At 39.1% G+C, this 26,531-nt stretch carries 27 protein-coding genes; 14 read left to right on the top strand and 13 right to left on the bottom strand.

What is annotated here, in order from left to right:
* Nucleotides 1-5: 5 nt before the first annotated feature.
* Together BLS33_RS20625 and BLS33_RS20620 are read right to left on the bottom strand one after the other, a co-directional pair.
* Nucleotides 6-884, bottom strand: coding sequence for a hypothetical protein (locus BLS33_RS20625; RefSeq protein ID WP_089894385.1), 879 nt, complete (start codon nt 882-884; stop codon nt 6-8).
* A complete protein-coding gene (locus BLS33_RS20620) occupies nt 874-1,839 on the bottom strand; it encodes a stage II sporulation protein M (protein WP_089894379.1) in 966 nt (321 codons plus the stop codon). The genes BLS33_RS20625 and BLS33_RS20620 overlap by 11 nt, the downstream gene beginning before the upstream one ends.
* Nucleotides 1,840-1,875: 36 nt before the next feature.
* Between BLS33_RS20620 and BLS33_RS20615 the strand changes: the two genes are divergently transcribed.
* Nucleotides 1,876-2,592, top strand: coding sequence for an RDD family protein (locus tag BLS33_RS20615; protein WP_089894376.1), 717 nt, complete (start codon nt 1,876-1,878; stop codon nt 2,590-2,592).
* 132 nt (nt 2,593-2,724) lie between these two features.
* Nucleotides 2,725-3,339, top strand: coding sequence for a trimeric intracellular cation channel family protein (locus tag BLS33_RS20610; protein WP_089894372.1), 615 nt, complete (start codon nt 2,725-2,727; stop codon nt 3,337-3,339).
* 80 nt (nt 3,340-3,419) lie between these two features.
* Here BLS33_RS20610 and BLS33_RS20605 read toward each other — a convergent pair whose 3' ends face one another.
* Entirely contained in the window at nt 3,420-4,136 is a 717-nt protein-coding gene (locus BLS33_RS20605) for a peptidylprolyl isomerase (protein ID WP_089894368.1), read from the bottom strand.
* Between BLS33_RS20605 and BLS33_RS20600 the strand changes: the two genes are divergently transcribed.
* Together BLS33_RS20600 and BLS33_RS20595 are read left to right on the top strand one after the other, a co-directional pair.
* On the top strand, nt 4,135-4,776 hold the full coding sequence (locus BLS33_RS20600) for an NUDIX hydrolase (RefSeq protein ID WP_089894365.1): 642 nt from the start codon (nt 4,135-4,137) through the stop codon (nt 4,774-4,776). The genes BLS33_RS20605 and BLS33_RS20600 overlap by 2 nt on opposite strands.
* 26 nt (nt 4,777-4,802) lie before the next feature.
* Nucleotides 4,803-5,618, top strand: coding sequence for a lysophospholipid acyltransferase family protein (locus BLS33_RS20595; RefSeq protein WP_089894362.1), 816 nt, complete (start codon nt 4,803-4,805; stop codon nt 5,616-5,618).
* 58 nt (nt 5,619-5,676) lie between these two features.
* Here the strand turns inward: BLS33_RS20595 and BLS33_RS20590 are convergent, their stop codons facing one another.
* Together BLS33_RS20590 and BLS33_RS20585 are read right to left on the bottom strand one after the other, a co-directional pair.
* Nucleotides 5,677-6,321 (bottom strand): hypothetical protein, encoded by a 645-nt coding sequence (locus BLS33_RS20590; RefSeq protein ID WP_089894359.1) that lies wholly within the window; start codon nt 6,319-6,321, stop codon nt 5,677-5,679.
* Between the two features lie 4 nt (nt 6,322-6,325).
* The gene (locus BLS33_RS20585) at nt 6,326-6,820 is read right to left on the bottom strand and encodes an RNA polymerase sigma factor (protein ID WP_089894356.1); all 495 of its coding nucleotides are present in this window, start codon (nt 6,818-6,820) and stop codon (nt 6,326-6,328) included.
* Nucleotides 6,821-7,014: 194 nt separating this feature from the next.
* Here BLS33_RS20585 and BLS33_RS20580 point away from each other — a divergent pair, with 194 nt between their 5' ends.
* On the top strand, nt 7,015-8,316 hold the full coding sequence (locus tag BLS33_RS20580; RefSeq protein ID WP_089894353.1) for an NAD(P)/FAD-dependent oxidoreductase: 1,302 nt from the start codon (nt 7,015-7,017) through the stop codon (nt 8,314-8,316).
* A 103-nt stretch (nt 8,317-8,419) separates the two neighbouring features.
* A complete protein-coding gene (locus BLS33_RS20575) occupies nt 8,420-8,920 on the top strand; it encodes a hypothetical protein (RefSeq protein WP_089894349.1) in 501 nt (166 codons plus the stop codon).
* A 3-nt stretch (nt 8,921-8,923) separates the two neighbouring features.
* On the opposite strand, the gene xerD is transcribed toward BLS33_RS20575, so the two are convergent.
* Complete coding sequence (xerD, locus tag BLS33_RS20570) at nt 8,924-9,820, bottom strand: site-specific tyrosine recombinase XerD (protein WP_089894345.1); 897 nt, start codon at nt 9,818-9,820, stop codon at nt 8,924-8,926.
* Between the two features lie 369 nt (nt 9,821-10,189).
* On the opposite strand from xerD, the gene BLS33_RS20565 reads away from it, so the two are divergent.
* The 4 genes from BLS33_RS20565 to BLS33_RS20550 all read left to right on the top strand — a co-directional run bounded on the left by BLS33_RS20565 (nt 10,190) and on the right by BLS33_RS20550 (nt 13,186).
* Nucleotides 10,190-10,792, top strand: coding sequence for a porin family protein (locus tag BLS33_RS20565; RefSeq protein ID WP_143017661.1), 603 nt, complete (start codon nt 10,190-10,192; stop codon nt 10,790-10,792).
* Nucleotides 10,793-10,996: 204 nt separating this feature from the next.
* The gene (locus tag BLS33_RS20560; protein WP_089894339.1) at nt 10,997-11,512 is read left to right on the top strand and encodes an outer membrane beta-barrel protein; all 516 of its coding nucleotides are present in this window, start codon (nt 10,997-10,999) and stop codon (nt 11,510-11,512) included.
* Nucleotides 11,513-11,743: 231 nt separating this feature from the next.
* The gene (gene aroQ, locus BLS33_RS20555; protein ID WP_089894335.1) at nt 11,744-12,169 is read left to right on the top strand and encodes a type II 3-dehydroquinate dehydratase; all 426 of its coding nucleotides are present in this window, start codon (nt 11,744-11,746) and stop codon (nt 12,167-12,169) included.
* A gap of 210 nt (nt 12,170-12,379) precedes the next feature.
* Nucleotides 12,380-13,186, top strand: a complete 807-nt coding sequence (locus BLS33_RS20550) for a hypothetical protein (RefSeq protein WP_245731579.1) — start codon at nt 12,380-12,382, stop codon at nt 13,184-13,186.
* 90 nt (nt 13,187-13,276) lie between these two features.
* Here BLS33_RS20550 and BLS33_RS20545 read toward each other — a convergent pair whose 3' ends face one another.
* From BLS33_RS20545 to lpdA, 5 genes are all read right to left on the bottom strand, one after another.
* The gene (locus BLS33_RS20545) at nt 13,277-14,407 is read right to left on the bottom strand and encodes a sialidase family protein (RefSeq protein WP_089894329.1); all 1,131 of its coding nucleotides are present in this window, start codon (nt 14,405-14,407) and stop codon (nt 13,277-13,279) included.
* Between the two features lie 708 nt (nt 14,408-15,115).
* Nucleotides 15,116-15,934, bottom strand: a complete 819-nt coding sequence (locus tag BLS33_RS20540; RefSeq protein WP_089894326.1) for a glycoside hydrolase family 16 protein — start codon at nt 15,932-15,934, stop codon at nt 15,116-15,118.
* Nucleotides 15,935-15,954: 20 nt separating this feature from the next.
* A complete protein-coding gene (locus BLS33_RS20535; protein ID WP_089894323.1) occupies nt 15,955-16,929 on the bottom strand; it encodes a glycoside hydrolase family protein in 975 nt (324 codons plus the stop codon).
* A 152-nt stretch (nt 16,930-17,081) separates the two neighbouring features.
* The gene (locus BLS33_RS20530) at nt 17,082-17,363 is read right to left on the bottom strand and encodes a DUF3817 domain-containing protein (protein ID WP_089894320.1); all 282 of its coding nucleotides are present in this window, start codon (nt 17,361-17,363) and stop codon (nt 17,082-17,084) included.
* A gap of 79 nt (nt 17,364-17,442) precedes the next feature.
* Entirely contained in the window at nt 17,443-18,834 is a 1,392-nt protein-coding gene (gene lpdA, locus BLS33_RS20525; protein WP_089894317.1) for a dihydrolipoyl dehydrogenase, read from the bottom strand.
* Between the two features lie 175 nt (nt 18,835-19,009).
* Between lpdA and BLS33_RS20520 the strand changes: the two genes are divergently transcribed.
* Complete coding sequence (locus BLS33_RS20520) at nt 19,010-19,231, top strand: putative signal transducing protein (RefSeq protein ID WP_089894314.1); 222 nt, start codon at nt 19,010-19,012, stop codon at nt 19,229-19,231.
* Nucleotides 19,232-19,312: 81 nt separating this feature from the next.
* On the opposite strand, the gene msrB is transcribed toward BLS33_RS20520, so the two are convergent.
* On the bottom strand, nt 19,313-19,801 hold the full coding sequence (gene msrB, locus BLS33_RS20515) for a peptide-methionine (R)-S-oxide reductase MsrB (protein WP_089894311.1): 489 nt from the start codon (nt 19,799-19,801) through the stop codon (nt 19,313-19,315).
* 157 nt (nt 19,802-19,958) lie between these two features.
* Nucleotides 19,959-20,522, bottom strand: coding sequence for a collagen-like triple helix repeat-containing protein (locus tag BLS33_RS20510; protein WP_089894308.1), 564 nt, complete (start codon nt 20,520-20,522; stop codon nt 19,959-19,961).
* 188 nt (nt 20,523-20,710) lie between these two features.
* Between BLS33_RS20510 and BLS33_RS20505 the strand changes: the two genes are divergently transcribed.
* The 3 genes from BLS33_RS20505 (at nt 20,711) to glgB (ending at nt 26,345) form a co-directional block, all read left to right on the top strand.
* Complete coding sequence (locus BLS33_RS20505) at nt 20,711-22,645, top strand: alpha-1,4-glucan--maltose-1-phosphate maltosyltransferase (protein WP_245731578.1); 1,935 nt, start codon at nt 20,711-20,713, stop codon at nt 22,643-22,645.
* Nucleotides 22,646-22,648: 3 nt separating this feature from the next.
* Complete coding sequence (locus tag BLS33_RS20500; protein ID WP_089894302.1) at nt 22,649-24,283, top strand: maltokinase N-terminal cap-like domain-containing protein; 1,635 nt, start codon at nt 22,649-22,651, stop codon at nt 24,281-24,283.
* A gap of 166 nt (nt 24,284-24,449) precedes the next feature.
* Complete coding sequence (glgB, locus tag BLS33_RS20495; protein ID WP_089894299.1) at nt 24,450-26,345, top strand: 1,4-alpha-glucan branching protein GlgB; 1,896 nt, start codon at nt 24,450-24,452, stop codon at nt 26,343-26,345.
* The last annotated feature ends 186 nt before the right edge of the window (nt 26,346-26,531 follow it).

Raw genomic sequence — 26,531 nt, 5'->3', positions numbered from 1 at the left:
ACTTGTTATGACGGTGTTTCCCCAAGGTTTTGGATGCGTTCGTAAGTACCGGTAAAGTTCTTTTTTTCATTTAAATTGAAATAGATAAAAACGCCGGCAACAATAGATATAATATTAAGTAAAAATTGGGCCAAGGTACCTATCATATTCAGAAGAATATAGATGGGATCTTGAAAAACGTCCATCATACTTTCGGCATCCATTTCACCAGAAAAGATTCCCATTTTCATCCAATTATAAATCATGCTTGGTACTGCAAAGGCATAACTGGCTATGGCGACGATGATAACTATTACCAATAAGGTGGCGAATGTAATCCACCAATAATCGCGTACCAAAGTAAAACTATAACTGAAAGATTCGGACGCTCCCATGCCGTTATAGACCATAATACTAAAAGACAACGATAGGGGAACCCAAAGATAAATACCTGGAATCAGACAGATCATAAGTCCGAAACCTACAGAGAGTGCTACTAAAAATCCTAGTCCGATGAAGCGCCAGAAGGTCTCATATACCCCAGATTTAATCGTTTCAATATCTATTTCCCCCTTACCATTGGCATATGACTTAATATAATGTAATACTGTTGATTGCGACATTACATAAACGGTTACCAATGAGGCCATATATAGCAGGCCAATGGGAATCATGAGTAATATATTAGGTATCTCGCTCGAGGTACCCACCATCATACTAAAGCTGTTTCCGATAAAGTAAAGATAGAGCCCTAAAGAAATCATCATAACCAATAAATAGGGACCGACTATTTTGAAGAAAACACCTATAAATGGCTTGAATTGGTCACGTAAAAAGGCAAAGGTGTCAGATAATATCTCACCCAACTCGCGTTCTCTTTTGAATTCGATGTAATTACTTTTCATAGGATATTTTCTTATTAAGTTGTTTTGGATATATAACGTAGTAAAAGAGAATTAGTGCCAACGAGCTTATAATAATGATAATGGCGAGCCAATCGGGCATTTCGGTATGTCGGGTTACAAACCCCTCTAGAAATCCGGCAATAATAAAGAAAGGTAGTGTGCTGACCATAATTTTGAGTCCGTTTTTTACACCTCGCTTAAATGATTCCAATCGGGTGTAGGTACCGGGGAAGAGCATACCATTGGCCAGAACTAAACCGGCACAACCTGCAATGATGATAACCGATATCTCGATAGTACCATGAATCCATATGGTGCGTACCGATTCCCAAAGTAATCCTTTTTCATAAAAAAAATACTGAAAGCTACCCAACATAATTCCGTTTTGTAGCATAATCATCAAGGTGCCGATTCCCAGAAAAATACCGTAGGCAAATGCCAGCAATGCTACCCTGATATTATTTATGGTAATACCCAAGAACATATTGAATTCGCCCATTTGCTTATAAACGGCCATCGGGTCACCTTTTTCTATATTATCCAGCGTCATGTTCACATAACCGTCACCAAGAATAGATCGCACAAAATCACCTTCATTAGCGGCGGAAAAAGCACCTACAATGGCGAAAAAGGCAAATACCAAAAATGCAATGAGCAATTCACGATGAAAATGGTAGAAAAGAGTAGGAAATTCAACTTTCCAAAAAGAGATAATCCGGTTTTTGGGCTCTCTTCTGGTTTTATAGATTTTTTGATGTGCCTGTGAGGCTAAAGCATTTAAATAAAATTCGGTATTGCTGCGAGGGTAAAAAGTCTTGGCATAACTGAGGTGGTCGGTTATTTCAATATAAAGATCGGACAATACATCGGGCGCAATGTTCGTTTTCTTTGACAGTGCGTTTTCAAAAGTAGCCCATTTGTCTTTATTTTGCTTTACAAAGGCAGCTTCACGCATTAACTTACAGGGTTTGTAGCCAAAGAAACGGAAACTATGGAACAATTTCAAATAGAAACAGCCCAAAATATAAGCATCAGCCAAAACACGGCCCATTTGGGTGATCGCATGCTGGCCTATATTATCGATAGTTTTGTGGTTACGGTATATATGATACTCGTGATTTGGCTATTGATAGCGATGGATATTGACTTCTCAGACATGTGGGCATTATATCTATTGTTGAGCCTTCCTGCATTTTTATATTATTTATTATTGGAAACTTTTATGGACGGAAAGACCATAGGTAAAAGTTTGATGCACATCAAGGTAGTGAAACTCGATGGTTCTAAACCAAATTTTGCCAGTTACTTTGTTCGCTGGATTTTGCGTATTATCGACGTGACCTTAACTTCTGGAGGCGTTGCAGTTTTAACCATTTTGATTAGAGGAAAGGGGCAACGTGTGGGCGATATTGCAGCAGGAACGACCGTTATTAGTGAGAAGCAGCGGATAAGCCTTAAAGATACCTTATTGCGTGAATTGCCCGAAGGGTATGTGCCGAGGTTTCCCCAAGTAACCGTTTTTAAGGATAGCGAAATGCAGACGATCAAGGAGCTTTTCGACGCAGCCAAGCGTAATGGGGACCATCAGATTATTCTTTCGCTTTGTGATCGTATTAAAGATGTTACCCAGATAAGTACAGAACTCAAACCTGTTGATTTTGTCGACATCGTCATCAAAGATTATAATTTCTATACCCAACAGCTTTAATGTAAATAGTTATTTGATTTCTGGAAATTTGCACTTTCTTTAACCATATTCATTTACTTATTGCATTGGTTGTTATTTCTTCATTCGGACTTTCATTTTGTAGTTTTGCCGCGATTAACTAACTAAAAAGGTATGTTCTACTTTATAATAGATATTTTAGGAACCATCGCTTTTGCTATTTCTGGGGTTTTGGTGGCCATGGATAAAAAATTAGACCTATTTGGGGTATTTATTATCGCTTTTGTTACCGCTACCGGAGGTGGTACATTACGCGATATGCTGATTGGTAGCACCCCTGTTTTATGGATGCAGGAACCCATATACATTTTGACGATATCGGTGACGGTAGTCTTTAGTATTATATTCGTAAAGCAACTTAAATATTTACGTAGAACACTGCTTCTTTTTGATACGATTGGTATCGGCCTGTTTACTATGGTGGGAATCGAGAAAGGGCTATCGGTCGATTTGTTACCCATTATCTGTATTGCCCTCGGTACAATTACCGCGTGCTTCGGAGGCGTTATTCGCGATATGCTGTGTAATGAAATACCCGTTATTTTTAAAAGAAAGGAGATTTATGCCACGGCATGCATCTTAGGGGGTCTTAGTTATTTCGTATTAATATTATTACCCTTTGACGGAGCCTATGCGTATATGGGAGCCATTTTGATTATTATTACCACACGTTTATTGGCCCTAAAATTCAACATAGCCTTACCCAATATATATCAATCTGAAAAGTAGCTGCAGATTTCACAATTACGCTAGAACAATGTGTTCATCTTGAGTTGAAGTATTGCATTTAGTATATTAACAGCCAATAACTAATCAATTACCTCTGCTTTCGTAATATACACATTCTGAAAGGGCCAATCGCCTTTGCCTACGCGAACGTTGTTGATTTTATCTACCACATCCATACCTTCGATAACCCTGCCGAATGGGGTGTAGTTACCATCTAAATGATAAGACCCGGGTTTGGTCACCACAATAAAGAATTCATAGGGCGAGGCCAACATATGTGGGTTATTGATTTCACTACTGGGCATCGATACCGTTCCGCGATGGTGTTTATGGCCTTTTCGGGTATCAGGGGGTAATAGGTATCGACCTATTTTTCCTCGTTTTTCAGCTGTTCTTTTGTCGTCGGAATTGCCTCCTTGAATGATGAATTTCTTTACGACCCGGTGAAATTGGGTGCTGTCAAAATAGCCTGCTTTGGTCAAGAATATAAAATTTGCCCGGTGATAGGGCACATTTTCAAAGAGCTCAATTACAAAACTTCCCATGGTCGTTGTTAAACGAACCTTATCTTCTTTGAGGTCTTTTTGGTAATCGAAGAAGAATTCGATGGCATTTTCCTCGGTCAGTTCAAATTCTTCCTTTTCGGTTTGCTGTAGTTGGGTACTATCTATTTGAACGGAATCTTTTTTTATTGTCTCTTTAACGTCAATGACTTCTTTTTTATCGGTTTCCCCTTTACAGGCAAGTAAAAAAAATAGTGGTAATATTGTGGCTTGGGCCAGCTTTTTAAACATCATGGATTTTTCTTTTTTTTCGCAACAGATACCAAAAATAAAAAATCTACCTCTTCCGGGCGAGGCATCGCATTATAAAATGGCTCCGCCTGTTCGTATTCAATTGATGAAGGAGGACAAACTCAAAAATAAACAGCCAAAAAAAGCGGGAGTTATGGCGCTGTTTTATGGTGATGCGGCTGATCATACTCGATTGTTGCTCATCCTAAGAAAAACTTATCAAGGTGTACATTCGAACCAAATAGGATTTCCTGGCGGGAAAGCCGAGAAAACCGATTTGAACCTTTTGGAGACTGCCCTAAGGGAAACACATGAAGAGGTTGGGGTTTCGCCCAATAAGGTTAAAATTATAAAATCATTGAGCGAAGTTTATATCCCTCCCAGTAATTTTGAGGTACAACCTTATATCGGACTATATGCAAAAACGGAACCCTTTCAAATTCAGGAAACTGAGGTGGAATCTTTGGTCGAGGTACCTTTCACCGATTTTATGGACGATAACAATAACTACATGCAAAATTTGACCACATCTTATGCCAAGAATATTGATGTACCTGCCTTTAAACTAAATGGTTATACCGTTTGGGGTGCGACTGCCATGATGTTGAGCGAAATCAAAGAGCTCTTAAAACAGGTATTTTAGTGCCGTAATTTTGTAGATTTGCGTCTATGAGCTTGTTTAAGGAAAATCCGTTCGGACATATACTATTTTTAAAGAAGTGGCTTATCCGTATTTTGGGTATTTTCACGCACCAACGTTATAAGGGTTTTAATACCTTGGAAATTGAGGGTTCTGAGATAATCAGGAATCTACCTGACAAAAATGTACTCTTCGTAAGTAACCATCAAACCTATTTCGCTGATGTTGTGGCCATGTTTCATGTTTTCAATGCAAGTCTAAGTGGAAGGGACAACAGTATCAAGAATATTGGGTACATATGGCATCCGAAATTGAATATGTATTACGTCGCCGCAGCCGAGACAATGAAAAAGAGTCTATTGACCAAGATTTTCGCATATGCAGGATCAATCAGCGTAGAACGCACTTGGCGCTCACAGGGGCAAGATGTGAACAGACAGGTGAAAATGAGTGATATTTCCAGCATTGGTAAGGCATTGAATGATGGGTGGGTCATTACGTTTCCGCAAGGAACAACTACGCCGTGGAAGCCGCTACGAAAAGGGACTTCGCATATCATCAAAAAGTATAAACCTATCGTAGTGCCCGTGGTCATTGATGGGTTTAGGCGGTCATTTGACAAAAAAGGACTTCGCATCAAGAAAAAAGGTATTCTTCAATCAATGGTTATAAAAGAGCCTTTGGAAATCGATTATGAGAACGAATCTTTTGATTCGATTATCGAAAAATTGGAATATGCCATTGAACAACACCCATCTTTTTTAAAGGTAATTTCTAAAGCGGATCTGTTGGCTTATGAGCAGGAGAACGAGCTGCGCAGATATCGTAACAGTAAGAAAATCTAATACTTTTGATCTAAATTAACTTTCTCCCTTGATACGTAACCCCTTGATAGTTGAGTGTTTAAATTTCGAGTTGTCTTAACTCCTCATAATTCTTTTTGAGTCTTTTCAGTAAGATGCCATAAAGCAGTTTGTAGAACAGCCATACCAGAAGTAGCAGTAAGACTACTATTACCAAAGTAGCTCCGATCGTCAAAATCCAGAAAATGGTTTGGTTACCGGCCTGCTCTGCGGCATCAAGAATTTTTTCACTGTCAGGCCCATAGCGTAGACTACCATAGAGACCCGTTATAAGCGATACGGTAAAAACTGCAATATTAAACCAGACATATTGGGTGACTGTTTTTTTTACGCTCAAGATGGTTTTCATCAGTTTTTTCGAAGAATCGGTAAAAGAAATTTTCCTGTAGTTCGAATAAAACTTGAAGATAAAGTAGAGCAGCACCGCATAATTGATCAAAGTAAGGGTCAAAGTAACTTCGTAAACGTGTAGTGTTTTGAAAAATTCCCACGATTCGGCATCGGTGAACACGAGGTTTATGGCCGCCCAAAATATGAATTCGATAATACTGATATAGAACATCCATTTAACGATGGAAGAAGATTTCTTCCATATCATCTTATAAATATCTTCATATGACAATTTAGGAAGGTGTTCTTCCTTTTTTTGCCAATCTTTCTTTAACAATTCCAACTCATCCATCATATCCTTAAGGATTCAAGATTGTTCGTAACTTATTTTTTATCCGGTTCATTTTTACACGGGCATTCACTTCGGTAATCCCCAAGGTTTCTGCTATTTCGGTATAGTTTTTATCTTCTAGGTATAGAAAAATCAATGCTTTTTCGATGTCTCCCAGTTGCTTGACAGCCCCGTACAATAGTTTTAACTGTTGCTCTTCCGTTTCGTCATAGGTATCAGCTTTAATTTTAAAAACTACCGATTCATAGTCCTGTGTTTGAATGGTACGTTTTGATTTACGATATAATGTAATTGCCGTATTTAGTGCCACACGGTACATCCACGTACTGAACTTCGATTCTCCCCTAAATTTTGGATACGCTTTCCATAGTTGTATCGTTATCTCTTGAAACAGATCGTTGTGTGAATCCCTATCATTGGTATACAAGGTGCACACCTTGTGAACAATGTTCTGATTGTTCTCCAGTTCTGTCACAAATTGATGTTCCAGTTTTTTGTTCACGTTGGTAGTTGTATAGTATTAGTAGGTATACTTCTTATTTGTTACAAGAAAAATAAATGTTTTTGATTCAGGTATCCTTTTTAATAGCGGCGGTCGTATTTTTACTGTAAATATAAAGAAGAGTTTTGCAATTGAAATAGTATTGCCAATTACAGTGATGACCTATTGTTTACCTTTGCCACTTAATTTTAAGTATGAATATACCAAAGTCCAGTTATCCACGAATAGTGATTATAGGCGGTGGGTTCGCAGGTATTGCACTTGCAAAAAAACTCAGTAATAAAGAAGTACAGGTTGTGCTTTTAGATAAGCACAATTATCATACTTTTCAACCACTTTTATATCAGGTTTCTACTGGTGGACTTGAGCCCGATTCTATTGCATACCCCATTCGCAAAATTTTAAAAGATTACCCCAATTTTTTCTTTCGTTTGGCAGAAGTACAGCAGGTCGTTTATGCCGATAAGACGCTTATAACCAATATTGGAACCTTGCATTTTGATTATTTGGTGCTTGCCACAGGTTCGGAAACCAATTTTTTTGGAAATACCGAGCTTCAAAAAAACAGTATGGCAATGAAGACCATACCCCAATCATTGAATCTTCGAAGTCTCATATTGGAGAACTTTGAACAGGCACTGTTGACCGATGAATACCATGAACGTGACGCACTCATGAATTTTGTCATTGTGGGAGGAGGGCCTACTGGAGTAGAATTGGCGGGTGCCTTGGCGGAGATTAAAAAAGGTATACTGCCTAAAGATTATCCGGATCTTGACACCCGCAGGGTGCAGATCAACCTTATACAGTCTGGCGACCGTATTCTGAAAGAAATGAGCGAAAAAGCTTCTCAAAAGGCCGAAGATTTTTTGGAAAGTCTTGGGGTACAAATTTGGAAAAATGTTCGAGTGACCCATTATGATGGTAAAACGGTAAGTACCAAATCTGATGTTACCTTTGAATCGGCAACCCTGGTATGGGCGGCGGGAGTCAAGGCGGCATCGATCAAGGGCTTAGATGCTGAAGATTTATTAACTGCTGGCAATCGAATGAAGGTTAATGAGTTTAACCAAGTTGAAGGTCTCGAAGGTGTTTTTGCGATTGGAGATGTTGCATGTATGCAAACTGAAGATAGCCCAAGGGGCCACGCCATGATGGCTCAGCCCGCCATGCAGCAGGGCAGGCATTTGGGTGATAATTTGCTACGATTTTTAGAGAATAAGCCAATGCGCCCTTTTGCTTACAAAGACAAGGGGAGTATGGCTACCGTTGGACGGAATAAAGCGGTTGTAGATATGAAGAATATGCATTTTCAAGGGATCTTTGCTTGGTTTGTTTGGATGTTTGTTCATCTCTTCTTTCTTATCGGATTTCGAAACCGTATGGTAGTTTTTGTGAATTGGGTTTACAATTATATCCGTTTTGATCGTGAGGCGCGTTTGATAATTCGTCCTTACCAAAGAGATTATTCGCAGTTTAAGGAAGAAGATAAATAGCGCCGCTACTCAAGTGCATGTTAAAATTCTGATAATCCGCACGATATTTACTGCTGCTCTATTTTGATTTCATAATTTCCGTCTTCTTTGGTTTCGAATTGTTATGCTAAAAACTTGTACTATACTTGCCTTTTTTATATGTAATGCTATCCTTTACGGTCAGCAGCCACAAGTTGTACCAGATAGCAAAGGGAACCCTCAAAAGCCCTTGAATGTCGATAGCTTTTCTTACCCAAATTTCTTAAATGGAGAAAGGCATGCTTCATTTTTAGTTGATTATGACATCTCCAGGGCACTTCGGGTTGAACTTCAAGGTTTTTATGATACATATTTATTGGGCGATGTTTTCAAAGTCTCGATAGCACCAAAATGGTATGTTACCAAAAGAATGTATTTCTTTTCAGGTGTAGAAATGGAAAAGGACTTGGAAAAATATGGAAATGAACCGGCAGCACCCCGTTTAGATTTGATGAACGGTGTTGGTTATGATGTGGATGATAATTTCACAATCGAGGCTAGACACGATTTACAGTTCAACAAAACGGGCTACGGTGAGTTTACTACCCCGGTTATGTTTTCGGTAGGTGGAAAATACAAGTTTTAAGATTTATTTCCTCGGATGGTATTTGTTCATTACCTCGGCCAAATGGGTTCGGTCGACATGTACGTATACCTCAGTCGTAGTAATGCTCTCATGGCCCAACATTTGCTGAATCGCACGTAAGTCGGCCCCGTTTTGTAATAAATGGGTTGCAAAGGAATGTCGAAATGTATGCGGACTAATACTTTTGCCCAACTCTATTTTTTCAGCAAGTTGTTTGATAATCGTAAATATCATGGCACGTGTCAATTGTCTGCCACGTCGATTTAAAAAAAGAATATCTTCAAAACCTTTTTGAATTTTTTGGTGTACTCGAACCTCGTTGCGATAGATAGAGATATATTTCTTGTTAATTGGGCTTATCGGTACAAAACGTTGTTTATCTCCTTTACCGGTTACTTTGATAAAATCTTCATCGAAATATAGATCCGATATGCGCAGACCAATAAGTTCAGAAACCCGCAAACCACAACCGTAAAGGGTTTCCAGCATGGCACGATTGCGTTCCCCTTCGGTTTTTGATAAATCAATGCTACCGATAAGCTCATTGATTTCGGCTTCCGATAAAGTGTCTGGTAATTTTCGACCGATTTTGGGCGATTCTATTAAATCCATCGGATTGTCTTTTCTGTAATCCTCAAAAATCAGATAATTAAAAAAGCTTTTAAGTCCTGAAATTATACGGGCTTGTGACCGTGGGTTTACGATTTGGGCAATTTCATAAATGAATTGTTGAACAGTTTCCTTTTGTATTTGTATGGGGTCATCGGTAATATTATGGTGATTTATGAAGAATACAAGTTTTTCGACATCTTGTCGATAATTAATAATAGAATTTTCGGCAAGCCCCCTTTCTATTTTTAGATAGTGACCAAAATCTTGTAATGCCTGTTCCCATTTCATAAAGGTAAAGATACTTAGTATTGTTTTTCTAATATTGTACTTGGGCACACAACTTACGAAAGTCCGGAAATTTTTTAGAAACCACTATGTGCCTACTTCAAAACTTAAGTTTGAGGGCGACCAGCGACTGAATGATTATATTTGCTTCTAGTTTCGTTTTAATCACTTAAGTATAAAAGTCCTATATCCTCTTAAATTGTATAATGATCTATTTCATACGTGGAAAATAGATTATTTCTAACGTTTTTTTATTAATTTTCACCCAAATTTCCGAGAGTGTATAATACTTTTGGTACCAGATGTGCAAGTACCTTTTTAGGCGTGTATAGTATTAATTTATTATTAACAGATTATCTAAATTTTAAACGTGTGAAAAAGCAAAATTTTTGTTTCGTTATTGCCATTGTTTTCTTCGGAATGCAACAAATGATATCCCAGACCATAGTTCAAGGAACTTCTACGATGAGCAGAAGTGATTTGGCATTTGCCGCAAAAGCGGGTTTTAACCTCTCTTCCTTAGGAGGGGATAGCAGGTATGATTATGCGGCGAAACCTGGTTTTCATATTGGCGGATTAGTTGAAATTCCCTTTTCTGATGAAATTTTATTACAACCGGAAGCATTGTTATCCTTTCAGGGTAACGGAGCGTATTTTGATGATGACATTAACCTACTTTATTTGTCAATACCTTTGATTGCCAAGTATAATGTGTGGGATGCCCTTTATATAGAAGCAGGTCCGCAATTAGGGCTTTTATTGTCCCATAATATCGATCGAGAAACGTACGGTAATTCTTATATTAATGATCCCGATGTAAATTCTTTGGATGTAGGTCTGGCCATTGGAGCAGGCTATCGTTTAGATGAGAATTTTTACTTCCAGATTCGTTTCAACCCAGGGTTTGTTAATGTTATTGAAGACTTCAAGTCAAAGAACCGCGTGATGCAGCTATCGGCTTGCTACTTTTTCTAATAAGCTGATTTTTAAAATACGTGAAAAAGCCGCTTTAAGCGGCTTTTTTTATGGTCTTGTCTAAGTACACGCGTTGTGTGCAGTACACGTAGTAGTTCGAAATTGGCCTTTCTACAACTATTTTAAGCTTTTTGGCAACAAAAATTGTGGGAAATTTAAACAAGAGGCTAGTTTTATCATAACCAAACTTTAAGACCTATACCCATGAAGCAATTGATTTTTGCATTTATTTTTACATTTTTGGGCACTACCCTGAGTGCACAAGAAGGATTTAAGATTGGCGCACAAGCCGGACTCCCCCTTGGTGATTATAATGATTTAGTTGGTGTTGTAATCGGTGCCGATATAGGTTACATGTGGGCGCCAAACAAAATATTTGACTTAGGAATAAAAGCTGGAATAATTCATGGATTTGCAGAAAGGTTCACATCGGAGACTGTAACGGTAAAATTACCCAGCATTCAGTTTGCACCTCTGGCGGCTTCAGTACGAATTTGGCCATCACGTTCTTTCTCCATCGGAGGAGATATAGGTCAAGCTTTCGGACTCAATGAGGGCAACGATGGCGGATTGTATTATCGTCCGCAAATAGGGTTTCAAACCGGCGCACAGTCTGAATTGAACATATCTTATACGGCTATCCAGAACGGTGACGATACTTGGTCGACTGTAACCGTAGGCTTTGTTTATACCTTTTTGTCTGCACGGCATTTTAGATAGTTCATTTTCAATTTACATTTTTAACCCTCGGTCCCGACAAAAGAGTCGGGATACCTCCCTTTACTAAAGGGAGAAGCCACCACTTGTGTTGAACTTTTCAACTATTCAATTTTACCAGAATTGAGCTCCCCTCTTTTTTAAAGAGGGGTGGGCTCGCCAAAAGGCAAGGTTGCGGAGTTCTCTGTTCAAGTTTTCATCTTTAGTATAAGAAGTATTTGCTATTTTTATGGCATGAAGATTATAATAATTAATGGCCCCAATTTGAACCTGTTGGGAAAGCGAGAACCCGAGGTTTACGGCAAACAGACGTTTGAAGACTATTTTTCGCAACTCCAGTTCAAATTTAAAGACGTACAACTCGAATATTTTCAATCGAATATCGAGGGTGAAATTATCGGAAAGATACAGGAAACCGGTTTTTCTTATGATGGAATTGTTTTAAATGCCGCAGCCTACACCCACACTTCTGTAGGAATCGGCGATGCCGTAAAGGCAGTAGAAACACCTGTTGTCGAAGTACATATCTCCAATACCTTTAACCGCGAAGAGTTTCGGCATACTTCCTATATTTCGCCGGGTGCAAAGGGCGTTATTTTAGGTTTCGGACTCCAAAGCTATGATTTGGCGATTCAAAGTTTTTTAGAAGGAGCAGAGTAGTTTATATCAGTATGGTGTTCGGAAAGGACTGCTACATATGAGGGCATAAATATTGACTGATTGCAGCTGATTTTGTTTAAAGCCATTGAAGTGTTTTGACATGCTATGAAAAATAGAACGCTAGTAAAAAGTTTAAAAATATTAAAATACCTCTGTATTTACTATCTATCTGCAAAGATGATCTGTTTTGCAATACCGAAGTTTCTTTTTATGCAATTCAGAATTTTACATTGGCAATCTTATGCCCCATTGGTAGAGATCTCAAAGCACCAACACATGTGGTCGTTTTTTGGTAGGTCGTATCATTACAATTTATTCATTGGCCTTACAGAATTCCTTATTGGTATACTGATTGTTTTTAGAAGAACAAGGTTGATTGCGTTGTTACTATCACTTGGTGTTTGTGTTAATATCTTAGTTCTAAATATTGAATTTGACGTTGATTTTGCTATCAATCATGTATTGTTGGATTTGACAATTACCACACTGCTGTTATTCAATTACCGTAAGGATTTATATAAATATTTTATACAAATAGGAGGGAAATTCGATAATTCGCTGGCCTCATTGGAAAGTAAGTTCATGACGCGACTTCCTTACTTATTTATTGTTGTTCTTTCGGTCTCGTACTTCATATTTGCTTTTGGTATCAAAAAAAAGTATTCTGTAAATGAGAATATTGTGGGTGCGTATAAAATACACAATATAAAAATTAATGATTCAATAGTGGGCCTTGGTCAAGGATGGCAGACTAAAGATCCCATGCTGTTCGTCGAGTACAACAATCAATTTGTATTGTCCATTACAGATACTTTATTTATGGGCAGATACATTCAGAAAAATGATAGTATTACAATTTATATGGATTATCCCAACAAGTTCGATATAAAATCAATAAATGGTTTGATGAAAAACAGTAATTCCATCATCGGAACAACGAGTGAGAATCGGACTTTTCAAATGATATATAAAAAAGTAGATGGCCAGAATAATTATTTAAATAATCTCTATAAATAGATTCTAGTAGCCAGCATATACTTTCCTTGAGGTTGAACTGAAACTTGAACTGTAAATTTATTGACCAACTATATTTTAGAATGGCGCCATTTAAGGATTCAATGTTTCACTATAAATCCAATCCAAACTTAATCTGGTGATTTGGGTAGTAGCGAGCCCATTGCTTGTTTCTCGATTTCCGGCGCAGTGGCCCAAAAGCACATGGTCATCAACAAATGTGATAGCCGTATAACAATACCAACCGTTGGGGTCGTTGTCAATGGTTTTAATGTTTTCCCAGCTTTTCCCTTCATTTTTAGAAATGGCCAAATTAAATGGGGTCCGTTTTCCTCCGTTGCGGCCTCCCTCATAATTATTATTCCAAACCGCTAGCAAATCACCGGTTTGAGGAATGCGCTTGATGGAGGCGGGCGAAAGTGGTGATTTTAGATTTCCTGGAACTATTGGTGACCAGGTTTTTCCCCAATCCTCCGAATACGAGAAATATTGAACACCGGCATCCGTTCTGCAAAAGAGCATCAACTTGCCATTCGCTAATGCCACCACCCCGGGTTCTTGTAAAACAACGCCATCAACATTGGGTACCTGTGCCGATTTGGTCCAACTTTTTCCGAGGTCATCGGAATAATAACTGAAAATTGCCGCTTTTGCGTTCAAACGCGAATTCTCAAAACCATGAAGTGCCGCGGGATATAGAATACGGCCGCTGGGCAATTGCACAAATCGGTCATTATTGACCACATGGTAGCCTTCGTCTTGCAAGCATCGAATCGGGTCGCTCCACGACAAAGCTTCGTCGGTGGAGATGCGCATATAAGGGATACAGTCGGTTTCTGAATTTTTCTTTAAGTAAAAAAGGGCCAGATTTCCATCGCTCAGCCGCAAAAGAGAAACGGACATCACATTCATGCCACCCTCGTTAGGAAGAATGGTGGTATCTTTTTGGCTCCAGGTTTTACCACCGTCACTAGAGTATCTTCCTGCCAAATAGGCTTTGGCGTGATCGCCATCACCGCTGGTAAAATGAGTGTAGACAAATAATATGCGGCCGTCTTTAAGGGTTATGAAGTCACCTTCGCTGTTTCTTGGGTTTTCCGCAGAAGGAGGTAATTGTAAGGTGATTTCCTTGCCCGGGCCTTTCTCCGGGGTGCTTTTGCAGCCCATGAAAATGGCGGATATTAATAAAAGAAAGAAGAATGGTTTATAGGTAAGGTTTTGCATGGATTCAAATTTTGACGGAATCTGTCTTATTTTGGTTTAGGGTAAAAATAGATAAACCCTCCGTCCCGACAAAGGGGTCGAGACACCTCCCTTTATAAAAGGGAGGAGCTACTACTTTTTTAACTCTTGTCAGCTATCTGTTTTATCAGAATCTACTTCCCCTCTTATTTTTCAAAAAAGTATGTGCTTGCCAGATTATAGGTCGGGACACCTCGTTTTATTAAAGGGAGGCGCTACTACTTTTTTAACTCTTATCAGCTATCTGTTTTATCAGAATCTACTTCCCATCTTATTTTTCAAAAAAGTATGTGCTTGCCAGATTATAGGTCGGGACATCACCTTTTTCTTAAGGAGGAGCCTTCAGCTTTAAGGCTTTGTCAGCTATTCATTTTTTGTCAGTATTTAGCTCCCCTCTTTTCTAAAGAGGGGTGGGCTGGCCACATGGCGAGGTCGGGACACCTCGTTTTCTTAAAGAGAGGAGCCTTCAGCTTTAAGGCTTGTCAGCTGTTCATTATTTATCAGTATTTAGCTCCCCTCTTTTCTAAAGAGGGGTGGGCTTGCCACATGGCGAGGTCGGGACACCTCGTTTTATTAAAGGGAAGAGCCTTCAGCTTTAGGGCTATGTTAGCTATTCATTTTTGTCAGGATTTAGCTCTCCTATTTTCTAAAGAGGGGTGGGCTTGCCCAAGGGCAAGGTCGGGGAGTTCCTTATTTCTGATATACTTTTACATAATCTATTTCGAAGACATCGGGAAACCTTGTTTTCTCGATTTCCTCTAGTTTACCAAGATATTCCATACTGAGAATTAGGTATTGTTCAATATTGGAAATGCCTTGGGTAACCTCATAAAATTTATAACCATCGATATAAAAAATATATTTATCAGGCATCCATTCCAAACTAAAAGTGTGAAAACCCTCGCTCACTCCTTTGAGATAACTTTGCATGCCGTGGGTAGTTTTTTGATTGGGACCATAGGCCCAATGCGCGTTATGTGATACAATGTCTTCTCCGAGCTTTTTAAAAAACTCCATAACGTCGATTTCTGCACCGTAAATCGCAGGGTCTTCCCCTTGTGATATCGATGTGGATTGTAACCAGAATGCCGCCCAAACACCTTGGGACTTTTGAAGTTTAGCCCTGCATTCATAATATCCATATTTGGGCATATAGCGGTCTTGGGTTCCTACCGCACTTCCTAACAATTTATCACCTTCTTCTAGGGCAAAAAGCTTTAAGTATCCATCTTCAACTTTTACGGCATCTTCGGAAACATAGGCAATGGCCCTTGGCCCCACACCACGGACTTTCCATTTTGTAGTATCAAGTTCAGTACCACTGAAATTGTCTTCCCAAACCAATTTGTAACCCAGCTTTACAGGTGTATATTGCTCTGAGGAAATTGGACCTTGAGCCGGTCTTTGAGCCATGGCTAGAGTAGTTAGAAAAAACAGCGTGAGTACTAAGCCATATTCCTTTAATTCCAATCTAATTGTCAGGTAATCGATTGTGAAATTTCTTGTCATAGGTATGATGTTGCTCCCTATTAATTCGGAAACCAACCCAGAAGAAATTCCTCTAAAGTACCATCATAACTTGCTTCGGCTAAAAATTCCGTGCCTCTTTGATTGCCCCAAGAATAGTTGATTATTAATTTTCCCGTGAATTCACAAAAATCTATGTCAGAATTATTCCTGTTCTCTGCGTCCCTTATTTTTTCCTGAAATGCCTTTTTTAGTTCTGTATTAGCAATCTGTTTGTCTTCCGGCGAAGCTTTCAGTACAGGATTAAGGGGGCTTGCTTCCCAATGGATCAAGTCTTTTGAACGAACTACCCGCATTTCGTAACCGTTATGTGACTCTAGGTAAAAATTATAATAAAACCCATCAAGATAGCGTAGACAGTGTGGGGCTGTATATCTGTCTTTGGCATAATTGTGATCGGCAGATAACATTTCCCATGTTTTTAAATTTTTTGACACGGCGAAATTGGCGGTGAATCGCTCTCCCGATCTTTCTTCGGGTTTTCCGATTTCAAACATCAACACAAATTTATTCTTGGCCCAAGTAAGTGAAGTATTGAATATTCCATATCCCGGTAGCTCCAATGCCTTCCAGTGTTCCCAATTTTCTAAATCATTCGAGGCAAAAATATGGATTTGATCACCATCCCAAATGTTGACAGCTGTCACATAAACGGTCCCTTTATGTTCGAATGCACTCCCCAGATGAAACCCCTTGGCGAACGATGAAGTGGGTTTTCCCGTTTTTCGGTTTATAAACCGGAAATATGAATCGCCTGTATGATTGTCCCAGTATTTTTCCCTAACATATTCAAACCGATATACTTCATTGTTAAAGACAATAGGGGTGGTTTCCACCAGATCAACATCTATGGTACCTGATTTAACAATCAAGGGACGTTCATGAGTATTTGTAGAATGTTGCGCCGTCTTACAGGATACTAAAAAAAGAAGACTTAGTAATAGGGCCGTGGTAGGAATAGCGTTCGGAATTTTCAAGGTATATTTTAATTTTTAGGAGACTTCTCTTTTTTCTGAGAAATATCGGTGGAGTTGTCTGAATGAAAACAAATATACTAACACTCAGTGTACCTATGAAAATTTTAAAATACGCCCTTTAGCGATGCCCCTAAAACTGCAGTTGCCGATTTTTAGCGCAAAGGATGTAAATATTTTTTATCCACATAAAAAGTGGCAAAGGGAAGTAGTGATGCTACAATTAGTACGAAAAGCCTTTTAATGCTCCATTTTTTTTCCATCCAAAAGACAATGGCCAGAATCACATAGCTAATAAAAAGAAAACCGTGTGCATAGCCTACCCATTTGTTAGGTTGTGGCATTTCGGCCCAATACTTTAGGGGCATGGTTATGGCAAAAAGAGCGAGATAGGAAATACCTTCGAGTATGGCTGTTATTCTGAACGTTGTAAGCATATTTTTGGGAGGATGAATTGTCGGTCTGAGCGCAGTTGAAGACCATAATGTTTTCAACTGCGCTCGACCAACAGTATTTCTATAAGTGGATTACTTCGCCATAAGCGTCGGCAACAGCTTCCATCACCGCTTCGCTCATGGTAGGGTGGGGGTGAACCGCTTTTAAAACCTCATGCCCTGTAGTTTCCAGTTTTCTGGCGACTACAGCTTCCGCGATCATATCGGTAACGCCTACACCAATCATATGGCAACCCAACCATTCGCCATATTTGGCGTCAAAGATTACCTTCACGAAACCATCTGAAGCTCCAGAAGCCTTTGCTTTACCGCTGGCGGAGAATGGAAACTTTCCTACTTTAATATCGTGGCCTGCTTCTCTAGCTTGTTTTTCGGTAAGTCCGACAGAGGCTATTTCCGGCATACAATAGGTACAACCGGGAATGTTCCCGTAATCGAGCGCTTCAACATGCATTCCTGCAATTTTTTCCACACAAAGAATACCTTCGGCCGAAGCAACGTGGGCCAATGCCTGCCCTGGTGTAATATCACCAATAGCATAGTACCCGGGAATGTTCGTTTGGTAGTAATCGTTTACCAAGACTTTGTCGCGGTCGGTAGCAATACCTACAGCTTCGAGTCCGATGTTTTCAATATTTGATTTAATGCCAACTGCTGAAAGTACAATATCGGCTTCTAAAACCTCTTCTCCTTTTGCGGTTTTAACGTACGCTTTAACGCCTTCTCCTGAAGTATCGACTTTGGTCACTTCGGAAGAGGTCATTATCTTAACACCAGCCTTTTTGAAGCTTCGTTCCAATTGTTTCGAAACATCTATGTCTTCGACAGGAACTATATTTGGTAAAAACTCTACAACGGTAACTTCGGTACCCATGGCATTATAGAAATAGGCAAACTCGATACCAATGGCGCCACTACCTACAACAATCATTTTTTTAGGCTGTTTGTCCAATGACATCGCTTCGCGATAACCGATAATTTTTTTGCCGTCTTGTTTTAAGCTAGGAAGCTCACGGCTGCGAGCCCCGGTTGCAATAATTATGTGATTGCCACTGTATTCAGATTCTTTGCCTTCGGCATCTTTTACAGTTACTTTTTTACCTGCTTTTAATGTGCCGTAGCCTTTGATGACTTCAATTTTATTTTTTTTCATCAAAAACTGCACGCCTTTGCTCATGCCATCGGCTACGCCTCGACTTCTTTTTACCACGGCATCAAAATCTTTATCGACGCCATCTGCTTTTAAGCCATAATCTTCCGCATGTTTCAGATATTCAAATACTTGAGCCGATTTCAATAAGGCCTTGGTAGGAATACATCCCCAGTTTAGACACACCCCTCCGAGACTCTCTTTCTCGATTATAGCCGTTTTAAAACCCAGCTGTGAGGCTCTTATGGCGGTTACATACCCACCGGGACCACTGCCCAAAACTATAACATCGAAATTGCTCATATTTTTGATTTTATGTTATTTATAAGAAAGCGCAAAAGTACAAAATCAAATGGAAAGATCGCATCAAAAATTAAATTCGAAATAGAATACACCAACGCCAGACTATCTTGTTTAAAACGTTTAAGTTTGAAAACATAGAACTATTTTATCGTATCTTATAGGAAGAAAAAAGAATATGGATCAGCATTATAAAAGAATATTCACGGGTAATTCTATAATGGCCCAGCGTATAGTTGAAAAACTACAGGAAATCGGAATAACCCCCGTTGTTAAAGATGAATCTAAATCAGCCCTACTTGCAGGATTTGCCTCCGCTATGCAGGGAGACCAAGAGTTGTATGTGAATGGTGATGAAGCCGAAGAGGCCCTAAAAATTGTGGCATCGGTCTTGGATTAACGACGATGAATCACAGTCAACTTCAAAGGTCTTTTTCGGGCATTATTATTAAAAGGCGTACTGGCTGAATTCTTTATTGTCTTATTTTGTATCAGGAACAAAATTTAACGCGGCTCCGTTAATACAATGTCTCAATCCCGTGGGTTTTGGCCCGTCATCGAATACATGACCAAGGTGGCCTCCACAGTTGGCGCAGTGTTCTTCCGTTCTTTTATAACCAATTTTGTAATCGACATCATAAGCAACATTTCCTTTTATTTCTTCGTAAAAGCTTGGCCATCCGGTACCTGATTTGAACTTAGTTTCACTCTTAAATAGTTCGGTGCCACATCCGGCACATACATAGGTCCCTTTCTCCTTGTTTTCTAACAACTCACTAGTAAAAGGATTTTCAGTTGCCTCTTTTCGCAACACATAAAATTCCATGTCGGAGAGTTCCTTGCGCCATTCGGCTTCCGTTTTAGTAATCGGAAAAGCTTTATCTTTTTTTGAGGAAGTTTCCTTTTTTTGGGAAATACCAATGCAGCTCGAAAAAAGCATACAAAGTATAACAAATGTTTTAGCGTACATTTTATAAATTTAGTTATTTGGACGTAACCTGCGGCAACTCCTTTCAATATAGTTACAATATTTAGGGTGCAACAGTTTTTATAAATTTTTATAAAAACCACAAAAAAGGCCGAATTTCAATGGAAACGGGCCTTTTTTGTGAATTCATAATGTTGTATTAATTTAATTTTATTTTTTGAACATCGTTTTCTTCCAATCCCAAACTGTTCATAACCGCGCTAATATTCGACTTATCCATTTTAGAAGATAGGCCCAAGTTTGCTGGTACTACGAATACTCTAAATACTTGATCCAATACCAAGTCGGTAGATACAAGGCCAGAATCGAAATCGGGTTCAACATATATTTTATAGTCATCTAGCGTGAAATCGAAGTTGTAATACAAAAGTCCGTCGTCAGTAAAAAAAGGTTGAGGAAGTTGTCGCCAAACGTCAACACCATTGTCTACTTCCTCCAATCGATATACTAAAATGGCATCATCAGGAAAAAGTTCAATACTATGTGCTGAAAAGGGTTCTCCGAATTCATAGGTGTTATTTCCTGAATTCGCGGTCAGGTCGATCTCTACCTCAAAAGCAATAGCTTCAAATTCGGAACCATCGGCTCCTGCAGGACCTTGAGCTCCATCAAAACCATCTAAACCAGGAGGTCCGGCCGGACCTTCGCAGGCAACAAAAAATAAGGTTAAAAATGCGCCTAGTACTAAAGTTATTTTTTTCATGATGTCATTTTTAGAATGTTTGTAAATATAAGAAGTGATTATTTCTTTCTCACACTTTTAACCAAGCTTTCAAAAAGCGTTCCAAAAATGTTTTTCCCATTAGCAACACCCTTTTCAAATTTCTTGGGTTGTCTATATTGTTTTAACTATTAATTCCTATTTTTAGCAAAATCAATCAAACCAAAATTATGCTACAACAGCGTGTAGTTATTGAGAATATTAATCCGCAATTGCAATGCGGAGCTTTTTTTATTAAGCGAATAACGGGGGAACAAGTAACCGTATATGCCGATGTTTTTCCCGACGGGCACGATATCGTGCAAGCCGAAGTATTGTTTAAGCATGAAAGCGAAAAAGGCTTCAGCGAAGCCAGAATGAAACATCTGGCCGATGATGTGCACAAGATTTCTTTTACAGTTGACAAACAGGGTTTTTATGACTATAAGGTTCGTGGGTGGGTGGATCATGCCCTAAACTGGCAACATGGTATCAAAGCCAAATTGAAAGATGGGCAGTATGTAAAGAGTGAGCTTTTAGATGGGGTACAATACTTGGAATACATTGTAAAAAAGATTCCGGCAAAGGAAAAGACGGAATTGCAGGGATGGATCGATCAATTTAAAGATGATTCGCGGTATGAGAAGGCTACTTCCATAGCTACATCCAAAAAATTGCACCGCTTATTTTTGGAGTTTCCCCAGCGGAGTTTTGCGAAAATCAGTAAAACGCTTCAGGTGTATGTGGATCGGAAGAAGGCCAATTTTAGCACATGGTATGAATTTTTTCCACGATCAACATCGCCGCAATATGGTAAACATGGTACGTTCAAAGATTGTGAAAACCTCTTGCCCAGAATAGCCAATATGGGGTTTGATGTACTTTATTTTCCTCCGATACACCCTATAGGAGAGGTCAATCGCAAAGGAAAAAACAATGCCACTAATGCAAAAGAAGGAGATTCTGGTGTGCCATGGGCCATAGGATCAAAGCTCGGGGGCCATAAGGCAATACATAAAGAATTGGGAACGGAAAAAGATTTTAAGCACCTGATCAAAAAAGCTCAGGAAAGCGGGATTGAAATAGCCATGGACCTCGCTTTTCAGGCGGCGCCCGATCATCCTTATATTTCAGAACACCCAGAGTGGTTTAGAAAACGGCCCGATGGCACCATTCAATATGCTGAAAACCCTCCTAAAAAATATCAAGATATTGTCAATTTTTATTTCGAGACAACAGCTTATAAAGAACTGTGGAAAGAGCTTTTAAACGTTACCTTGCATTGGGTTACATGTGGCATTTCTATTTTTCGGGTCGATAATCCGCATACAAAACCTTATTATTTTTGGAACTGGTTAATTGCCGAGGTAAAAAAGAAACATCCTGATGTACTTTTTCTGGCGGAAGCCTTTTCACGCCCCAAGGTTATGCAACAATTGGCCAAACAAGGTTTCTCGCAATCGTACACTTATTTTACCTGGCGCGTAGAAAAGCACGAGCTGATAGAATATATGCTTGAGCTGACCCAATCTGAAATGAAGGAGTACTATCGCCCGAATTTTTGGCCCAATACGCCTGACATCAATCCGTATCATTTACAAGGTGCCAATGAGGCCATGCACCTAATACGCTATGCGCTGGCGGCGACCTTATGTGGCAATTTGGGAATATATGGCCCGGTCTTCGAATATATGGTATCGGACGCACTACCCGGGAAAGAGGAATATCTGAATTGCGAAAAATATGAAATCAGACATTGGGAGTGGACACATGAAAATAAATTGACTTACCTTATTACACGATTAAACGCGACGAGAAAGAACCATACCTCGTTTCAACAAACCAATAACATAATGTTCTGCGCTTTGGAAAATGATTACCTTATCGCTTTCTATAAATGGAACGATGATCGTACAAATGAAACTTTAACGGTCATAAATCTAGATTCCCACAATTCACAACAAGGTATGGTACAATTGCCATTAGAGGCGTTAGGAGTGTCAGCGGGACATCCTGTAATAATGAAAGACATGATAACCGATAACAGTTATACATGGAGCTCTGAATGGAACTATGTTGAACTGAGTTCCTCGTTACCCTTTCACGTATTCCACATAAATAAGTAATTTATGCCAAAGAAAAAGAAAGATTCCGTTTTGCAGCCGCCCTATAAGTTTGATACGGTATGGGAAGAACTCATTGATGATGAGAACTTTGTTCGGGTCTTTCTATCTGATGTGCTCGAGAATTATATTGTGCAGCAGCGGTGGTACGGTGGTAAGGCTAGCAAACTAAAGTATATAGAATTACAGGAATATTTTAGAATACAGCAGCGCGAAGAGGTTTATTATGGCCTGCTTTTGGAAGTGAATTTTGAGGAAGCTTTTTACCAACATTACTTTTTGCCTATTGCGTTTGTTTCCGATGAAACCTTTGCTGAAAAAGACAGGATTTTACCACTCACCATTAATGGACAGGAAGGGTTTATTATCGATGCCCTGAACTTAGAAGCTTTTCGAAAACTGGTTTTTGAAAGGATTATGACGGCAGTACCAAATGATACCACAAAAGTAAGGTATCATAAAAGTGTCAATTTTGATGGTACAGCGTATATTTCTTCCCGTTTTATGGGCTTGGAGCAGAGCAATACTTCAATAATCATTAATGATAAATATGTAATCAAGTTCTTTAGACGGATTTATTCGGATAAGAATCCCGATTATGAAATGAGCAGATTTTTATCAGAGAAAAAAGGATTTCGAAACACGCCATCTTATCAAGGGAGTATTAATGTAATCGATTCCGATGAGGTGAACATCACCATCGCCTTGATGCAAGAACTGGTGCCTAATCAAGGTGACGCTTGGGATTACATGCTGAAAGAACTTAAAAAAGTGTTTGCCAACCTTGAATATAAACGTATTCATATTGATGCGCTACCCGAAACCAAGATTTTTTCGAAGTTGGGCATCAACGATGTGCCGCCTGAAATTATCGATTGGGCAGGCCTTAATATCTTTTTGAAGTTACAGGTGCTGGCGAAAAGAACGGCCGAAATGCACATAGCTCTAGGGTCAGAGTTCAGTGATACGGCGTTTACACCTACTCACTTTAATGGCGATTATGAGGTTTGGTTGAAAAATAGGTTGTTGTACCAATTTCAGAACAGACTGAATATTGTAGAGAACAATATTCACCGCTTGGAAGGGCTTTCTTTAGAATTGGCCAAGGAATTTTTAGAGCGCAAGAACGAAATTCGAAAGCGTTTTGTGAACTTTGACTGGACCAAGCTTAAGGGAGAGCGCATTCGCATACATGGTGATTACCATTTGGGTCAGATTCTGATACAAGATGATGATTTTTATCTCCTTGATTTTGAGGGAGAACCAGAAAGTACCATTCGTGATAGAAAAGTCAAACAACCGCCGTTAAAAGATGTGGCCGGTATTTTTCGTTCGTTTCATTATGCGATATATGCCACTATCTTTGATGATGCAGGTGCCTATCCGCAATCTCAAAAACAACTGTTCAAGGCAGGAGAACTACTTTATCGCTATTTCATAGGCGTCTTTATGGGAAGTTATGTAGGGCTTATTCAAAAAAATAATCTGAATATAGGGTATATTCAAGAGCGCATATTTATTTTGGAATATTGTATGCTCGAAAAGGCAGTTTATGAATTGGGTTATGAAATGAATTCAAGACCTTTGTGGGCCGTAATACCCCTAGAGGGTATTATGAGTATTATAAACGAGAAGACTTAATGGTTTCTGCTCTAAGTTGATTGACTGAAACTGAATTAAATTTTTACATATAACAAGGCGAGTATTTAATATCATTGTACATGCGTGTTCTTGATTTTTTATAAGAAGACAGAATGAATTTGATGTTGATTATTTCGAACTATAAATAACAACTAATAACAAAAACATGGGCAAAGTAGTACCGCACAGTTTATTTTCCGAGTTTGATATTGATCTTTTCAAAGCAGGAAAACATTTCCGGCTTTACGAAAAATTAGGTTCCCACATCGTAGAGGTAGATGGAGTAAAAGGTACCTATTTTGCCGTTTGGGCACCGACAGCGAAATCAGTGTCCGTAATCGGAGATTTCAATTATTGGATAGAAGGGGACCATAAGCTTAATGTACGTTGGGATGCCAGTGGTATTTGGGAAGGTTTTATTCCTGGAATCGATAAGGGTACACTTTACAAATACAAAATACACTCTAATAATTGGGACGTTCAAACAGAAAAGAACGACCCCTTTGCCAAATATTGCGAACATCCGCCCAAGACAGCATCTATAGTCTGGGATGCTGAATATGATTGGAAAGATAAAGAATGGATGGGTTATCGGGCCGACAAGAATGGTTTAGATAAGCCTTACTCTGTATACGAAGTGCATTTGGGTTCTTGGAAACGAAAGGCTGACAATACTTTTCTTTCTTATATTGAATTAGCCGAGGATTTAGTGAAATATGTCAAGGAAATGGGTTTTACCCATGTTGAGTTCATGCCGATTATGGAGTATCCGTACGATCCATCTTGGGGGTATCAGCTTACGGGTTATTTTGCTCCAACATCCCGCTTCGGTAAACCGGAAGATTTTAAATTGCTCGTCGACAAGCTGCACCAGAACGATATCGGTGTAATTCTTGACTGGGTGCCTTCACATTTTCCTGAAGATGCTCACGGACTTGGCTTCTTTGATGGTTCGCATTTGTATGAACATCCTGATAGAAGAAGAGGGTACCACCCTGATTGGAAGAGTCTTATATTCAATTATGGGAGAAACGAAGTGCGAGCTTTCTTAATCAGCAATGCGATATTTTGGTTAGATAAGTATCATGTAGATGGTCTAAGGGTTGATGCAGTTGCCTCAATGTTATATCTAGATTATTCAAGGGAAGAAGGGGAGTGGGAACCGAACATTTATGGTAACAATGAGAATTTAGAGGCGATATCTTTTTTAAGGGAATTCAATGATACGGTATACAGCAATTTTCCTGGAGTACAGACCATTGCGGAAGAATCAACGGCATTTACCGGAGTCTCTCGACCCATAAAATATGGTGGTCTTGGTTTTGGTATGAAATGGATGATGGGATGGATGCATGACACCTTGGAGTATTTTCAGAAGGAACCCATTTACAGAAAACACCATCAGAACGATTTGACATTTAGTATGACATATGCCTTTACCGAGAACTTTATGCTGCCTTTTTCGCATGATGAAGTGGTTTACGGAAAGCAATCTTTGGTATACCGAATGCCTGGTGATGAATGGCAGCGTTTTGCCAATTTGAGATTACTTTTTGGATATATGTTTACCCATCCAGGTACGAATTTGATATTTATGGGCGGTGAGTTTGGGCAGACCTCCGAATGGAACTTCCAGCAGAGTCTCGAATGGCACCTCACACAATACGATTTTCATTCTGGCGTACAAGAATTGATAAAAGACTTAAATCATATCTATAAGGCATATCCTGCATTGTACGAAAAGCAATTTAGTCCAGAGGGCTTTGAATGGATCGACTATAGTGATCATGAGAACTCGGTAATAACCTATCTCCGTAAAGGTCATGATAAGAAGAACGATATTTTGATTGCCTGTAATTTTACCCCGGTACCTCGAGAAAATTATCGAATAGGTGTACCTAAATCAGGTCAGATAAAGGAAATTTTCAATAGCGATGCCAAAAAATATGGTGGTAGTGGTATTCAAAATAACGCGATAAAGTTATCGACCAAGGCGTGGAATGGGCAAAAAAAATCTATGGTGGTCACTATACCTCCCTTAAGTATTCTTATTTTTCAGTAAATCTTTTATGTCTAACGACACCTTAACTTCCAGTTAATGGGAGTTCTTGGTTTTATGCCAAGCATACATCTATGCGGTCGGTGAAATGCAAAAATTGACAATAGAATGGTCGAAATTTACGGGCACGGTAAAAGCAAAATAACCTCAAGGAATCGGGTGGTAATTCTTGATTTTTGGGCATTTTTG

Origin of the sequence: Kriegella aquimaris (assembly GCF_900103215.1) — a bacterium.
Taxonomy (GTDB): domain Bacteria; phylum Bacteroidota; class Bacteroidia; order Flavobacteriales; family Flavobacteriaceae; genus Kriegella; species Kriegella aquimaris.
Note: the sequence above shows the minus strand (reverse complement) of the source record. Positions and strands in the feature narration are given on the sequence as shown.

Bases quoted from the DNA above. Each gene is read 5' to 3' on its own strand.
- msrB (WP_089894311.1), bottom strand. From the start codon at position 19,801: ATGTACGCTAAAACATTTGTTATACTTTGTATGCTTTTTTCGAGCTGC.
- BLS33_RS20590 (WP_089894359.1), bottom strand. From the start codon at position 6,321: ATGATGGATGAGTTGGAATTGTTAAAGAAAGATTGGCAAAAAAAGGAA.
- BLS33_RS20580 (WP_089894353.1), top strand. From the start codon at position 7,015: ATGAATATACCAAAGTCCAGTTATCCACGAATAGTGATTATAGGCGGT.
- BLS33_RS20575 (WP_089894349.1), top strand. From the start codon at position 8,420: ATGCTAAAAACTTGTACTATACTTGCCTTTTTTATATGTAATGCTATC.
- BLS33_RS20595 (WP_089894362.1), top strand. From the start codon at position 4,803: ATGAGCTTGTTTAAGGAAAATCCGTTCGGACATATACTATTTTTAAAG.
- lpdA (WP_089894317.1), bottom strand. From the start codon at position 18,834: ATGAGCAATTTCGATGTTATAGTTTTGGGCAGTGGTCCCGGTGGGTAT.
- BLS33_RS20615 (WP_089894376.1), top strand. From the start codon at position 1,876: ATGGAACAATTTCAAATAGAAACAGCCCAAAATATAAGCATCAGCCAA.
- aroQ (WP_089894335.1), top strand. From the start codon at position 11,744: ATGAAGATTATAATAATTAATGGCCCCAATTTGAACCTGTTGGGAAAG.
- BLS33_RS20505 (WP_245731578.1), top strand. From the start codon at position 20,711: ATGCTACAACAGCGTGTAGTTATTGAGAATATTAATCCGCAATTGCAA.
- glgB (WP_089894299.1), top strand. From the start codon at position 24,450: ATGGGCAAAGTAGTACCGCACAGTTTATTTTCCGAGTTTGATATTGAT.
- BLS33_RS20560 (WP_089894339.1), top strand. From the start codon at position 10,997: ATGAAGCAATTGATTTTTGCATTTATTTTTACATTTTTGGGCACTACC.
- BLS33_RS20510 (WP_089894308.1), bottom strand. From the start codon at position 20,522: ATGAAAAAAATAACTTTAGTACTAGGCGCATTTTTAACCTTATTTTTT.
- BLS33_RS20545 (WP_089894329.1), bottom strand. From the start codon at position 14,407: ATGCAAAACCTTACCTATAAACCATTCTTCTTTCTTTTATTAATATCC.
- BLS33_RS20625 (WP_089894385.1), bottom strand. From the start codon at position 884: ATGAAAAGTAATTACATCGAATTCAAAAGAGAACGCGAGTTGGGTGAG.
- BLS33_RS20610 (WP_089894372.1), top strand. From the start codon at position 2,725: ATGTTCTACTTTATAATAGATATTTTAGGAACCATCGCTTTTGCTATT.
- xerD (WP_089894345.1), bottom strand. From the start codon at position 9,820: ATGAAATGGGAACAGGCATTACAAGATTTTGGTCACTATCTAAAAATA.
- BLS33_RS20530 (WP_089894320.1), bottom strand. From the start codon at position 17,363: ATGCTTACAACGTTCAGAATAACAGCCATACTCGAAGGTATTTCCTAT.
- BLS33_RS20520 (WP_089894314.1), top strand. From the start codon at position 19,010: ATGGATCAGCATTATAAAAGAATATTCACGGGTAATTCTATAATGGCC.
- BLS33_RS20600 (WP_089894365.1), top strand. From the start codon at position 4,135: ATGGATTTTTCTTTTTTTTCGCAACAGATACCAAAAATAAAAAATCTA.
- BLS33_RS20605 (WP_089894368.1), bottom strand. From the start codon at position 4,136: ATGATGTTTAAAAAGCTGGCCCAAGCCACAATATTACCACTATTTTTT.
- BLS33_RS20500 (WP_089894302.1), top strand. From the start codon at position 22,649: ATGCCAAAGAAAAAGAAAGATTCCGTTTTGCAGCCGCCCTATAAGTTT.
- BLS33_RS20540 (WP_089894326.1), bottom strand. From the start codon at position 15,934: ATGACAAGAAATTTCACAATCGATTACCTGACAATTAGATTGGAATTA.
- BLS33_RS20550 (WP_245731579.1), top strand. From the start codon at position 12,380: ATGCAATTCAGAATTTTACATTGGCAATCTTATGCCCCATTGGTAGAG.
- BLS33_RS20620 (WP_089894379.1), bottom strand. From the start codon at position 1,839: ATGCGTGAAGCTGCCTTTGTAAAGCAAAATAAAGACAAATGGGCTACT.